12 protein-coding genes and 1 tRNA gene are annotated in these 12,188 nt (G+C 45.0%); 7 read left to right on the top strand and 6 right to left on the bottom strand.

Features of this window, described 5'->3' with window-relative positions; translation table 11 throughout:
* Window positions 1-33: 33 nt before the first annotated feature.
* Together tilS and AC1DU2_RS14300 are read left to right on the top strand one after the other, a co-directional pair.
* Window positions 34-1,371 carry a tRNA lysidine(34) synthetase TilS gene (tilS, locus tag AC1DU2_RS14295; RefSeq protein ID WP_477385038.1) on the top strand — a complete coding sequence of 446 codons (1,338 nt, stop codon included), beginning with the start codon at window positions 34-36 and terminating at the stop codon, window positions 1,369-1,371.
* Complete coding sequence (locus AC1DU2_RS14300; RefSeq protein ID WP_477354663.1) at window positions 1,368-1,850, top strand: hypothetical protein; 483 nt, start codon at window positions 1,368-1,370, stop codon at window positions 1,848-1,850. Before tilS ends, AC1DU2_RS14300 begins: the two co-directional genes overlap by 4 nt.
* Window positions 1,851-1,927: 77 nt before the next feature.
* On the opposite strand, the gene AC1DU2_RS14305 is transcribed toward AC1DU2_RS14300, so the two are convergent.
* Both AC1DU2_RS14305 and AC1DU2_RS14310 read right to left on the bottom strand, forming a co-directional pair.
* Window positions 1,928-2,617, bottom strand: coding sequence for a CPBP family intramembrane glutamic endopeptidase (locus AC1DU2_RS14305; protein ID WP_477385039.1), 690 nt, complete (start codon window positions 2,615-2,617; stop codon window positions 1,928-1,930).
* Between the two features lie 107 nt (window positions 2,618-2,724).
* Window positions 2,725-3,609, bottom strand: coding sequence for a LysR substrate-binding domain-containing protein (locus AC1DU2_RS14310; protein ID WP_477385040.1), 885 nt, complete (start codon window positions 3,607-3,609; stop codon window positions 2,725-2,727).
* A gap of 143 nt (window positions 3,610-3,752) precedes the next feature.
* Here AC1DU2_RS14310 and AC1DU2_RS14315 point away from each other — a divergent pair, with 143 nt between their 5' ends.
* A complete protein-coding gene (locus AC1DU2_RS14315) occupies window positions 3,753-4,991 on the top strand; it encodes an MFS transporter (protein ID WP_477385041.1) in 1,239 nt (412 codons plus the stop codon).
* Here the strand turns inward: AC1DU2_RS14315 and AC1DU2_RS14320 are convergent, their stop codons facing one another.
* Window positions 4,992-5,369 (bottom strand): hypothetical protein, encoded by a 378-nt coding sequence (locus tag AC1DU2_RS14320; RefSeq protein WP_477385042.1) that lies wholly within the window; start codon window positions 5,367-5,369, stop codon window positions 4,992-4,994.
* Between the two features lie 63 nt (window positions 5,370-5,432).
* Entirely contained in the window at window positions 5,433-6,395 is a 963-nt protein-coding gene (locus AC1DU2_RS14325) for an isopenicillin N synthase family dioxygenase (protein WP_477385043.1), read from the bottom strand.
* A gap of 485 nt (window positions 6,396-6,880) precedes the next feature.
* Between AC1DU2_RS14325 and AC1DU2_RS14330 the strand changes: the two genes are divergently transcribed.
* Together AC1DU2_RS14330 and AC1DU2_RS14335 are read left to right on the top strand one after the other, a co-directional pair.
* Complete coding sequence (locus AC1DU2_RS14330; protein WP_477385044.1) at window positions 6,881-8,755, top strand: DUF6600 domain-containing protein; 1,875 nt, start codon at window positions 6,881-6,883, stop codon at window positions 8,753-8,755.
* A gap of 95 nt (window positions 8,756-8,850) precedes the next feature.
* Window positions 8,851-9,300, top strand: coding sequence for a thioredoxin family protein (locus tag AC1DU2_RS14335; RefSeq protein WP_477385045.1), 450 nt, complete (start codon window positions 8,851-8,853; stop codon window positions 9,298-9,300).
* Between the two features lie 65 nt (window positions 9,301-9,365).
* On the opposite strand, the gene AC1DU2_RS14340 is transcribed toward AC1DU2_RS14335, so the two are convergent.
* Together AC1DU2_RS14340 and AC1DU2_RS14345 are read right to left on the bottom strand one after the other, a co-directional pair.
* The gene (locus AC1DU2_RS14340) at window positions 9,366-10,247 is read right to left on the bottom strand and encodes a ferritin-like domain-containing protein (protein WP_477385046.1); all 882 of its coding nucleotides are present in this window, start codon (window positions 10,245-10,247) and stop codon (window positions 9,366-9,368) included.
* A 13-nt stretch (window positions 10,248-10,260) separates the two neighbouring features.
* Complete coding sequence (locus AC1DU2_RS14345) at window positions 10,261-10,959, bottom strand: ferritin-like domain-containing protein (protein ID WP_147053918.1); 699 nt, start codon at window positions 10,957-10,959, stop codon at window positions 10,261-10,263.
* Between the two features lie 533 nt (window positions 10,960-11,492).
* Here AC1DU2_RS14345 and AC1DU2_RS14350 point away from each other — a divergent pair.
* On the top strand, window positions 11,493-11,816 hold the full coding sequence (locus AC1DU2_RS14350; protein WP_477354690.1) for a hypothetical protein: 324 nt from the start codon (window positions 11,493-11,495) through the stop codon (window positions 11,814-11,816).
* A gap of 140 nt (window positions 11,817-11,956) precedes the next feature.
* Window positions 11,957-12,034: transfer RNA gene (locus tag AC1DU2_RS14355), tRNA-Val, on the top strand.
* Window positions 12,035-12,188 lie beyond the last annotated feature (154 nt).

Below are 12,188 nucleotides of genomic sequence, written 5' to 3' on the forward strand. Positions count from 1 at the left end.
TTGTTGGGGTTATTAAATTAATAATTTTGATGAATGCTACCAGTTGCCCGGTTTGTTAATTTTATTGAACAAAATGCCCTGTTTGCGCCCGGCACTAAAGTTTTGGCTGCTGTAAGCGGTGGCACCGATTCTGTTTTAATGAGCCACCTGTTAAAGGCCGCCGGCATAAATTTCGGCATAGCCCATTGTAATTTCCGGTTACGTGGCGATGAAGCCCTGCGCGACCAGGAGTTTTGCAATAACCTGGCACTAAAATTAAGAGTACCATTTCATACCATCAATTTTGATACCACGGCCTATGCTGCCGCCAACAAAATATCTATCCAGATGGCAGCCCGCGATTTGCGCTACCAATGGTTTGATACCATAAGCCGGCAACATGACTACCAGTCCATTGCGTTGGCACATCACCAAAACGATACTATCGAAACTATATTGTTAAACCTTACCCGCGGCACCGGCATTGCCGGCTTGCATGGCATACTGCCCAAAAACGGCATGCTGATACGCCCGCTATTGTTTTTAACCCGCGATGAAATAAATAAAACAGTAAGTGATGATAAGCTTGATTTTGTTGAAGACAGCTCAAACGCATCGGCAAAATATGCCCGTAACAAAATCAGGATCGAGGTGATACCCCGGTTAAAAGAACTTAACCCATCGCTCGAAAAAACGTTTGAAAATAACCTGAAACATTTTCGCGACCTGGAATTGCTATTGGAAAACCAGGTTGCCGGGTTAAAAGAAACGATGCTGCAACAGGGCACCGATGAAACATTTTTGCTGGTTGCCGACGTTAAAAACTTAAACCCCGCCCGTTTGCTGCTGTTTAAGTTATTACAGCAATACGGATTTAACGAAACTACCGTTGATGATGTGCTGTCGGTTTTGGATAAGCACTCAGGCCGGGTTTTTGAATCAGCAGGATATTTACTGGTGCTTGACCGCGACAGGCTGATTATCAAACAAAAAAAAGCAGGCGGGCCGGAGGAGGTAATTATCGACATAAACGATCATGAAGCCCATTTTGGCGTGTACAAGCTGAATTTGCTGCATGACGATAGCCCGCTGATTGTAAAGAATAACAAAATGGCTACCTCGGTTGATGCTGCTTTGCTGGTGTATCCGCTTATTATACGTAACTGGCACGAGGGCGATTATTTTTTTCCGATGGGGATGAAAGGCCGTAAAAAACTGAGCGATTATTTCATTAACCAGAAATTATCGCTGCATCAAAAGCAGGAAGTGCCCCTGTTGGTGAATGGCAATGGCGACATTATTTGGTTGGGTGGATACCGCTTAGATGAAAGGTATAAAGTAAACAATAACACTAAAAAAGTTACTATCTTCGAATTGTACAAACTATCATGAACGAGAAAACTGTATTTGTAGAAAAGCAATACCTGGGCAGGGAGTTTATCCCCATTACTATTCGCCTTGTGCTGGCCATGTTTTGCTTTGCCGCATACTTTTTTACCGACGAAAGCGAGCATAACGGCAACCTGCTGGTGCTGGTTGGCTTTGCCATCATTATCATCTCCATCATCATGGGGTTTTTACTCCATTACAGCACAACCGTCGAAAATAAAAGCATCAGGCTGGCCGGGTTGTGGACTGCCCGCGTGGTAAAAATTGACCTTAACAGCATTGTAAAGGCCGAAAAGGGCTTATACAGCCGCTACCTGTTTAATAACCCGGTATACAACCTGCACACCAAAGGCACCATTCGCTTTTACGCCGCCGGCAACGATGCGGTGCATTTAACCGACAGGGATGGCATGGTATACATCATAGGATCGCAGCATGTGAATGAATTTTTGCGGGCGATAAGGGAAGAGATGAAAAAATAGTCACACGAACAGGAGCGAATTTATTCGAATTGCACGAATTTTTTAAGGCGGGATCCAGGATTGCTTAGCGTTCTATGCTAATGTTTGATAAGGCTTGTTATAAACATCGCGTTCAAATCTATCAGCAAATGGCAAATAATAAGTATTTTAATGTTGCGGTATTTGTAATAATGATAGCCAAAAACCAAACCTATAAATAAAGGCACCAATATATTTATTAAAGTACCATAACCCCAATGACCCGCGGCAAATATTACCGACGATATAATTACCGGCCAATGCCCGCTTTTAAAAAACAGCTTTAGCCGGGGTATCATATAGCCCCTGAATATCAATTCTTCTAAAACGCCTGCGGTAATAATACCCAACAACTTTACCGGGGCGCTCATGTTTCGCATTAATGTAATAGCCGGGCTGAATTTTAAAAGGTCGAGCCGTTTTAGCGTGAGGCCTATAATGGCCGATCCAAATACGATGATTAGTAAGATTACAATTACAGATAAAATGTAATAGCCAACCGAGTAGCGTTCATCGTCCCACAACAGGAGGCGCTGCCGCTCGGCTTTGCTGACATATACTAAGATAATTACAAAACACAGCCAAAAAAATAAGCGGGATATAACAAACCGGGTATCTAACGGCAAGCCAGGGCCAGATAAAATTGAAAAAAATTTTGATCCTACCGAGAAGCACAGAAATAAAACAGCCGTTAATATAAGACCATAAATTATGGTAACACGCGGGTTTTTCGTAGCGAGCTGTGTCATTTGGGGCGTTAGGCTTGTTTTATCAATTATACTAAAAATAATTGGGAGTAAGTTGAGCTTATTCCCGTCCGATGCTTGTGTCCTCACAAGTATCTTCCCAGAGGCGGCTATTCCTCATTCCCCATAACCTCCACCAATTGCTCAATAAATAATATGGCGGCCTTTTTACGGTAAACGCCTTTTTGCCACAGGATGTACGATTGCCTTTTTATGCCTTTGGCGATGATGGGTACTGCGGCCACTTTATGCCAGCCTATTAAGGCTTTTTCGTTAAGTACGGTTGCCCAGTGGCCGTCCTGTATCAGCGATAGCAGCGAGTGCACATCGTTCAGCTCAATCCTGATATTAGGTACTATCTTGCTTTTATAAAACAGGGCGTTAATAAAGTCGCGCGAGCTAAAACCTTTGCCGGGCAATATCAGTTCCTGCCGGGCCAGTTCTTCCAGGCTTATTTGTTCCAGTTTGGCCAGCGGGTTGTTTTTGGCAACCACCATCACAATACTGCTGCTAAAAAGCACCTGCATCTCCAGGTCTTCATCGTCTGATTGGTTGTGGAATGCCAGGATCATATCCAGCTCGGCCAGCCGCAGCTTCTTTTCCAGTTCCTCAGGGCTGCCGTAGGTTATAAATATTTTGATGCCGGGATATTTGTTGGAGAATGGGGCCAGCGCGGGCAGCAGCAACGATGTAAAGGCGTACGACACGCCCAGGTTAAGTTCGCCGGTGGCAGCGTTATTAAGTTCGGTAATGGCCTGTTTCCCTTTTTGCACCTCGTTTAATATTTTACTGGCGTGGGTTAAAAATATATGGCCGGCTTCGGTAATGCGCACATGGCGGCCAATCCTGTCAAACAGCAGCATACCCAACTCATCTTCTAATTGCTTTATTTGTTGCGATAGCGTGCTTTGGGTAATAAATACAGCGGCGGCGGCTTCGGTGAAGTTCATCGTTTCGGCCGCTTTAACAAAATACTGCAATTGCCTTATTTCCATAATCAATCGTTTTTATCTATCAAATTCATTAAAACAATCTATTTTACAAATATATCATTAAGGCCGATATTTGCATCAGAAACAATTTCAATAGTCTTACATTAAGATCTCACCTGAACTTGCTTTGTTTTATGATTGAATAAATGAATATTTTCCGCTCCTTAAAATACCGTAATTTCAAGTTGTTTTTTTACGGCCAGTCTGTATCCCTCATTGGTACCTGGATGCAAAAAACAGCTGTTAGCTGGCTGGTTTACCGGCTCACCGGGTCGGCATTATTGCTTGGGATAGTTAGTTTTGTAAGCCTTATCCCTTCATTAATATTGGCACCTTATGCCGGCAGCATTGTAGATAGACATAACCGCTATCGCATATTGGTTATTACGCAGGTGGTATCCATGCTGCAGGCGGGCGCGCTGGCGTTTTTAATATTGTTTAAGTTTTATAATATCCCGGCCATCATTGGCCTAAGCCTGGTGCAGGGTATTATTAATGCCTTTGATATTACCTGCCGCCAGTCTATCATGGTTGAGATGGTTGACAATAAGGCCGACCTGCCCAACGCCATCGCCTTAAACTCCACCATGACCAATTTTGCCCGTATAGCAGGGCCGGCAGTAGCAGGCATCATTTTAAGCACCTTTGGCGAAGATGTTTGTTTCTTCGGCAACTTTTTAAGTTATATACCGGTGCTGGCCTGTTTGTTTATGATGAAGCTGAACACCGCCGTCATTGGCAAACCGCAAAAAGGCATCTGGCAGGAGTTGCAGGATGGTTTCAAATACGTATCCGGCGACCGCGACCTGAGCAGCCTGATATTGATGCTTACTGTAAGCAGCCTGTTTGTGATACCCTTTAATACGCTGATGCCTATTTTTGCTAAAGATATTTTTAACGGTGATGCTAAAACGTTTAGCTGGTTTGAGAGCGCCGCGGGTATTGGGTCGGTTATCAGCGCTGTTTACCTGGCCAATTTAAAAACAGATAAAAACCTGGTCAGGATAATTATAGTGGCCGGCCTTATTTTTGGCGCAAGCGTGCTGATGGTGGCCTATGCCGGCAAATTGCCCTTCGCATTAATATTTATGAGCTTTACCGGTTTGGGGATGATGGCACAAACATCGGCCATTAACACTTACATCCAAACACATGCCATACCTGCCATGCGTGCCAGGGCTATCAGCTATTATGTAATGGCATACCAGGGAATGATCCCCGTAGGCAGCCTGATGGTGGGCTGGCTGGCCAATGAACTTGGCCCAAGGCAAGCCGTTTTTATTGAAGGTGCAATTGGCCTGTTGGCAACAGGTGTTTTTGTTTTGTACAAAAGAAGGCAGGGGATTGAAGGGAATATTGGCGGAAAGGCTATGCTGGCGAAGTAACTATTTCAATTGCAGCTGGACAGTCATCAAATCAACATCGATGGTAACCCATTCAAAAGAATGCTCATCGGGCAAGCATTCTTTTAAGCTTTGACCTTCGGCGTACCTGGAAAGTGACTCGGGGCCAAGGTTTATCGTTATATTATAAACGTCCTGTCCCGTAGCCCCTATCCAGGCCTTTGTTTCAATTTTTTTGCTTTGATTGATACGTTCCCAGGCAAGTTCCCATTCGTCCGATGGGCGCTTGACACCATCGCACCAAAACCAACGTAGTTTACTATCACCCGAATTGTTAAACGCTCGGCTCAGATGATATTCGAGCGACAAACAAAAATCATCATTGAAAGGTTCGTCCTCAGATCTGTTAGATGTCTTCATTGTGATATATCAGTTTTGGTGTCAAAAAAAAGCCCTCTCCAATCAGGAAAGGGCTCTCATATTTTACATCTTCAAACCAATTTCTCTCAAGCGTTCGTCCAGGTACTCGCCGGCGGTGATATCGGTATATAGTTTGGGATGATCGGCATCAATACACGATTCCAGGCTGGTTAAATCCATACCCGATTTTGGATGCAGGAAAAAGGGTACCGAAAACCGGGAATACTTCATCAGTTCGCGCGGCGGGTTTACTACCCTATGCGTGGTCGATTTCAATTTGTTATTGGTTAGGCGCTGCAGCATATCGCCTACGTTTACCACCAAATCCTCGCCATGGGCCTTAACCGGGAACCAGGCACCTTCGCGAGTAAGCAGTTCAAGGCCATCGGCACTGGCGCCTATCAAAAGTGTAATCAGGTTAATATCCTCGTGTGCCCCCGCGCGTACCGCGTCGTCAGGAACAGAATCGGGGTCAGTAATCGGGAAATAATGCAGGGTACGCAATATCGAGTTACCGTTGTGTACCTTATCGTCAAAATAATTTTCGGGCAGGTTTAAATACACCGCAATAGCCTGTAGCAAGTGCTTGCCGGCATCTTCCAGCTTTTTATATACCTCCAGGGTGGTAATGTTAAACGAGGGTAGCTCATCAACCGCTACGTTGTCCGGGTAAATATCTTTGATTGGGTCGCCGTCTGTCACGGTTTGGCCTATCTGCCAAAACTCCTTTAAATCGGGAGTTTTAAAACCTTTAGCGGTTTCTTTACCCTTGCCGGTATAGCCGCGCTGGCCTGCCAGGCCGGGTATCTCATATTTTTGTTTTACATCATCGGGTAGTGCAAAAAGGGCCTTAACCTGCGCATAAAGCTCATCTATCAATTGCTTGCTTAAGCCATGGTTGGTGATGGTAACAAAGCCCGTTTGGTTAAAGGCCGCACCAATACTGTCCGAAAATTGTTTGCGGTCGGCAGCCGTGCCGTTTATATAATCGTTAAGATCAAGTCGTGGAATGTTTACTGTGCTCATAGCTGTAGCGTAATGGTAATAAAAGGTAAAACTATTTAATTTTTAAGAGAGCATTTGCAAAGTGTTGATAAAAAGTTGCTTGCCCACTGGCAAGTAGGCATAGTCGCAAATTTTTGCGAAATTTTGAAGGGGAATGACGTATATCGCATGGTGGCGAAGACTCACCCGGCGAGGCTACGCCCGCCACCCTCTCTTCGGCTTCGCCGGAAAGAGGGGCTTGAAAATTTATTATTGGTTTTTTTATAAGATTTTGATATTCAGTGTTCAAGCCCCTCTTTCCACCGCAGGTGAAGAGAGGGTGGCCCAGCGCAGCGTTGGCCGGGTGAGTCTTAGCCTGCGTTCAACCTATTATTTGTTTAACCCCAAAACAATTAGTGTTAAACAATGTAAACTGCTTAAAACAATTTTTGATTTAAACGTTTTATATTCTGCATTGTCATACATATGTGCATCAATTATAAATTGACTATCAAAACCTGATGAAAATGAAATATATCAATAGAATATGCGGTATAAGCTTAATAGCATTTCTGATAATGCTTGCCGCACCAAATATAAGCAAGGCCCAGGAGGGGGGCTATGTATCTGACCAGGAGTTTTACGACAATCTTGACCCCTACGGAACCTGGGTTGATGACCCGCAGTACGGCAACGTATGGGTACCCGATGCCGAAGATGGTTTTAGGCCCTACGCAACACGCGGGCACTGGGTGGTTACCGATTATGGAAACACCTGGGTATCCGACTATCCATGGGGCTGGGCAACGTTTCACTACGGCCGCTGGCGCTACGATGATTATTACGGCTGGGAATGGATTCCGGGCCACGAATGGGCACCGGCATGGGTAAGCTGGCGCAGGGGCGGCGGCTATTACGGCTGGGCACCGCTAACACCGGGCATCAGTATTAATATATCATTTGGCAGCAGTTACCGCGTACCCGATTCTTATTGGGTTTGTGCGCCGCAAAACTATATTAACAGCCCCAATATTTACAATTATTACGCACCCCACGCCCGGGTAGTAAATATTATAAACCGTACCACGGTTATTAACAATACCTACGTATATAACAACCGTACTTACGTAACCGGCCCAAGGGTTACCGAAATAAGGCGTGTTACCCACAATAACAATGTGCCGGTATACAGGGTGGGCAACGATAGCCGGCCAAATGGCGGCGGCCGGATTGTAAATAATACCGTTAATATTTACAGGCCCCAGATAAAAAAAGCACCTGATGCCAGGCCGGCAAGGGTTGTGAACGCAGCCGAGTACCGCAAAGCAAACCCTAACCAGGGCATTGCCAACCGCGCTGGCGGCCAGGCTACTGTAAACCGCAACAACGCCGCAAGATTGGCCCAGGTAGCCAAAAGCAATGATAATAAGTTTGTAAAGGTTAACAACAACCGCCCCGGCGCAGCACCAGGACAACAGCCCAATAACAGGCCTGCGCAGCCAAACGCAAGGCCAAACGACCAGCAAAACAAACAACAGGCTGCCGGGCAGGCAAGGCAACAACGCGATCAGCAACAAAACCAGGCCGCCCAACAACGCGATCAGCAGGTTAAACAACAACAAGCCGAGCAAGCAAAGCAACAACGCGGTCAGCAACAAAACCAGGCCGCTCAGCGCGATCAGCAGGTTAAACAACAACAAGCTGAGCAAGCAAAGCAACAACGCGGTCAGCAACAAAACCAGGCCGCCCAGCGCGATCAGCAGGCTAAGCAACAACAAGCTGAGCAAGCAAAGCAACAACGCGGCCAGCAACAAAACCAGGCCGCCCAGCGCGATCAGCAGGCTAAGCAACAACAAGCTGAGCAAGCAAAGCAACAACGCGATCAGCAACAAAACCAGGCTGCTCAGCGCGATCAGCAGGCTAAACAACAACAAGCCGAGCAGGCAAGGCAACAACGCGGCCAGCAACAAAACCAGGCTGCCCAGCAGGCTAAACAACAGCAGGCAGAGCAACAGCGCCAACAGCAGGCAGCTCAGCAGCAACAGGCACAGCAGGCTAAACAGCAGCAGGCTGTTCAACAGCGCCAACAGCAGGCAGAACAACAGCGTCAACAACAACAACAGGCTCAGCAGCAACAACGTCAGCAGCAGGCAGAGCAACAGCGTCAGCAGCAACAACAGGCGCAGCAGCAACAACAACGTCAGCAACAGGCAGAGCAACAGCGTCAGCAGCAACAACAGGCTCAGCAGCAGCAGCGCCAGCAACAGGCTGCGCAACAGCGCCAACAACAACAGCAGGCGCAGCAACAGCAGGCGCAACAACAACGTCAGCAACAGGCTGCTCAACAACGCCAACAGCAGCAGCGAGAGCAACAACAACGTGAGAAAAAGCCCACCAATTAAGCGTTGGCTTTAACCATTTTTTTAATAGCACGTATAAACAGCTTTTTAAGGTTTATATGTGCTATTTTTATTGGCGCTATAATTAGTTAAACATTATGAAACAAGTACACAATCTGCCTCGTTTTATTATATCAATATTTGTGCTTGCATTTTTAGGGGCCGGGCGTGCCACTGCACAGGACGTGAAAACCGGGGGCCAGATAAATTTTATCGAAAACTCGCTCGGCGAGGCTATTAAACAGGCCAGTGCCAAAAACAAATATATTTTTGTTGATGCCTACGCCAGTTGGTGCGGCCCCTGCAAAATGTTAAAGGCAACCACTTTTAAAAACAGTAAGGTGGCCGAGTTTTTTAACAGCAACTTTATAAACGTTGCCATTGATATGGAGAAAGGCGATGGCCCGCAACTCGCCGCCGCCTGGGGCCTGCGAGCCTACCCAACCCTAATTATACTCAACTCAAAAGGCAAGGCCGTTTATGGTACGGTTGGCTTTATAAAGCCCGATGAACTGATTAAATTTGGTGCACAAGGCCTTAATAAATAACGAGACACAAAAAAGCCGGACAATTACGAAAACTGCCCGGCATTTTACACCCTTATTTATCAACTTTATTTTACAATAAACGAGCCCACCAACAGCGCAAGCACCTGGCTCATACTTAACGGCTCATCAAATGATGCGGTTGCAACAGCTACAGAGGTGCTGCCGCCCGAAGCGTTTTTCAATGTAGTTACATCAACACCACCCTGGGTAACATTTTGTTCGCCATCGTAGTTGCCATCAACCAACGAAACTCCGGTATCATTACCTTTTGATGCTGTGCTGGTAATCCACGGCGTAACGCCTAAAAGAGAGCGTATAGCAGACGCGTGACGGGCTTCAACAGCATGGATAGACAATGCAGAAGTTAAAACTGTTTTGTACAAATCGGCCGTTACTTTTGATTTGTTACCTAATATATTTTCGGCCTGCCCTTTATAGGCGCGTACACCGGTATCTTCAAAAGCAAGTGCTACTTTAAGAAAAAGCGAGGTGTAGTTACCAGCAGTAAACAAGCCCTTAAACGGCCCATTGCCCGATCCGTTACCGGCTGTAAAATCTACCGTAGGAGCAGTTGCAGGCGTACCACCTACAGATTTGATCACATTTGTTAAAAACGTTACGTGATTGTTTTCATCATCCTGAATATCTTTAATATAAGCCAGGTCTGCTGCCGGAATCAATCCTGGCGCGGCAACACCTGCATTATAAAAGCCAGACTCCAGGTATTCCAGTGTTAACGCGTAGTTCAAAATGTCAACAACTGATGGTACTGCTGTTTGAGCCACCGCCCTTTTAATCATGGTACCAAAAGCAAAAGGTACCGCAGCCATAGCTACTTTTGAACCAAAACTGGTTATGTTTTTGATCGCAGCGCGACGAGGGTTTACCTTATCACTAAAATCCGGATCTATTTTTTCTATTTCCTCTACTATATTGAATAAATTCATGGCGTTCGTTGGTTTAAGCTGCTACGTAATTGTAATTTGATGCACTCACTTTTGTTTTCAGGTAAGTATTGGCAATTTTCAATACCTCGGCAATTGATGCCGATTTGTTTAGCCCATTGGCATCAACCTGGTCTGAAGCCGCAAATGAGCCGCGTACCAGTAAATTGCTTATTAATGCAGCGTGCCTTGCCTCAACAGAAACAATTTTTCCTGCCAAGGTAAGATACGCACCGCCGCCTATTAAGTAGCCGGCCCCGTCGTAAGCGGTTACGCCTGTATCTTCAAAAGCTTTTGCAGCGCCAAGTGTTGCGGCCCTGTCTTTAAAATTGATACTGCTAAAATCAACCGTCAAAGCAGGGATAGCATTTGCGCCCAGGGCGGCTTTAAAAAATTCGCGATGCAAAATTTCATGGTCGCGGATTGATGTTAGCAGTGCCAGTTCGTTTGCAGGAATGCCCGAATACGGTGTTAAAACAACCTGGGTGTAGAATGCAGCTTCCAGTTGCTCCAGCGCGTAAGCATAGTTCAGGATAGCTAAATCTCCGGTAGCGCCAATGTCAATTCCCTTGTTGGTTGTAATAATAGGATGGTCTTTGGTACATGAGGCGGTAGCCAACAAACCTGCCGCAGCAATACCCACACCCGCATAACGCAGGAACGACCGCCGGGCGATATTTGCTCCTGATATGCTTTCTTGTGATTCTGTTTTCATAAAGTAAATGTTTAAAATGATTCGATAAGTTTACAATCCGTTTATAAGAGGACATACGCTGATAGAAACTCAGTGGATTGTAAAACATTGACAATAATCTACTCTGAATTAGAGTATTTTACTATTGGTTAATTGTTGAGATTAAATCGAATCTGATAATGTAGCGAGCAATCGGGTGTTTATTGCTGTCATATATGGATGGAAAGCCGTTTTATTAAAAAAGGCTAAAAAAACTCTCGCAGTTTTTTTAGCCCTACATCTACCTATGAAAAACAACCCTTTGAGAAGGGTATAATACTGAGTTCAAATCCAATGCCAAACATAAAAAGGGCTTAAAACACCTAAATTGCCCCCTTTTATTTTACAACTTTCGCGCTTTGTAGAAATACTTCCCCTAAATATGTAGACGTTTTACTCAATGCACTGGCAAATAAGCCGGTATACTCTTTTTAACACCATACTATAAGGCTTGCTATTTTTAATATAAATGAACATTGCAGAAACCATAAACCTTAAACATTGTTAAGCTTTTTATGGACCATAACGTTTATTTATTGGCAACCGACCCTAAAAATCCTTGCCGGGATATTATTCATTCACGGGATACCCGTTTGAAGGTAAGGGTATTTTGCCTTGATGAAGAAAGCTTTAGTCCTGATGACAATGAAATTCAGTTATACGGCTATGCCAACGGTAAACTATATGCTTTTGAAACCATAAATATAGCCGCAGACGATGCACTTGACCTGGTAGATGCCATACAATGGTATGCCGAATACGTTGAAGATCCCGGGATGGAAATATTCCCCGAGGACCCCCGACCGGGGGCAACTTATAGCGATGTAAAGTCGAATTAAGTGACTGCGAAAACACAACACCCTATTTTATAGCGTCTTAAAATAAATTGTAAAATATTTTTTGAAGAATAGATCAAAGATTCTATATTTGCAGACCCAAACGCAAGGGGGTTGATTAAAAGATCAACCAAAGCAAAAAAGGGAGTTTAGCTCAGCTGGTTCAGAGCATCTGCCTTACAAGCAGAGGGTCACTGGTTCGAACCCAGTAACTCCCACCATTTAAAAGGCCTTTTTCGCAAGATTTAGGCCTTTTTTATTGCCTTTAACTTTCCTTCCCTATCAATGTGTTTGCAAATCGCTTGCAAATTTTGCAAGCAACCAAACCGGTTAATGATTTGTTTAATTACCTACAATATACAAAAAATTAAAGGG

It is taken from the genome of Mucilaginibacter sp. P4_C11 (assembly GCF_056402115.1).

What these genes read in the sequence shown, in the direction of transcription:
- tilS (WP_477385038.1), top strand. Translation starts at nt 34, where the DNA reads ATGCTACCAGTTGCCCGGTTTGTTAATTTTATTGAACAAAATGCCCTG.
- AC1DU2_RS14300 (WP_477354663.1), top strand. Translation starts at nt 1,368, where the DNA reads ATGAACGAGAAAACTGTATTTGTAGAAAAGCAATACCTGGGCAGGGAG.
- AC1DU2_RS14305 (WP_477385039.1), bottom strand. Translation starts at nt 2,617, where the DNA reads ATGACACAGCTCGCTACGAAAAACCCGCGTGTTACCATAATTTATGGT.
- AC1DU2_RS14310 (WP_477385040.1), bottom strand. Translation starts at nt 3,609, where the DNA reads ATGGAAATAAGGCAATTGCAGTATTTTGTTAAAGCGGCCGAAACGATG.
- AC1DU2_RS14315 (WP_477385041.1), top strand. Translation starts at nt 3,753, where the DNA reads ATGAATATTTTCCGCTCCTTAAAATACCGTAATTTCAAGTTGTTTTTT.
- AC1DU2_RS14320 (WP_477385042.1), bottom strand. Translation starts at nt 5,369, where the DNA reads ATGAAGACATCTAACAGATCTGAGGACGAACCTTTCAATGATGATTTT.
- AC1DU2_RS14325 (WP_477385043.1), bottom strand. Translation starts at nt 6,395, where the DNA reads ATGAGCACAGTAAACATTCCACGACTTGATCTTAACGATTATATAAAC.
- AC1DU2_RS14330 (WP_477385044.1), top strand. Translation starts at nt 6,881, where the DNA reads ATGAAATATATCAATAGAATATGCGGTATAAGCTTAATAGCATTTCTG.
- AC1DU2_RS14335 (WP_477385045.1), top strand. Translation starts at nt 8,851, where the DNA reads ATGAAACAAGTACACAATCTGCCTCGTTTTATTATATCAATATTTGTG.
- AC1DU2_RS14340 (WP_477385046.1), bottom strand. Translation starts at nt 10,247, where the DNA reads ATGAATTTATTCAATATAGTAGAGGAAATAGAAAAAATAGATCCGGAT.
- AC1DU2_RS14345 (WP_147053918.1), bottom strand. Translation starts at nt 10,959, where the DNA reads ATGAAAACAGAATCACAAGAAAGCATATCAGGAGCAAATATCGCCCGG.
- AC1DU2_RS14350 (WP_477354690.1), top strand. Translation starts at nt 11,493, where the DNA reads ATGGACCATAACGTTTATTTATTGGCAACCGACCCTAAAAATCCTTGC.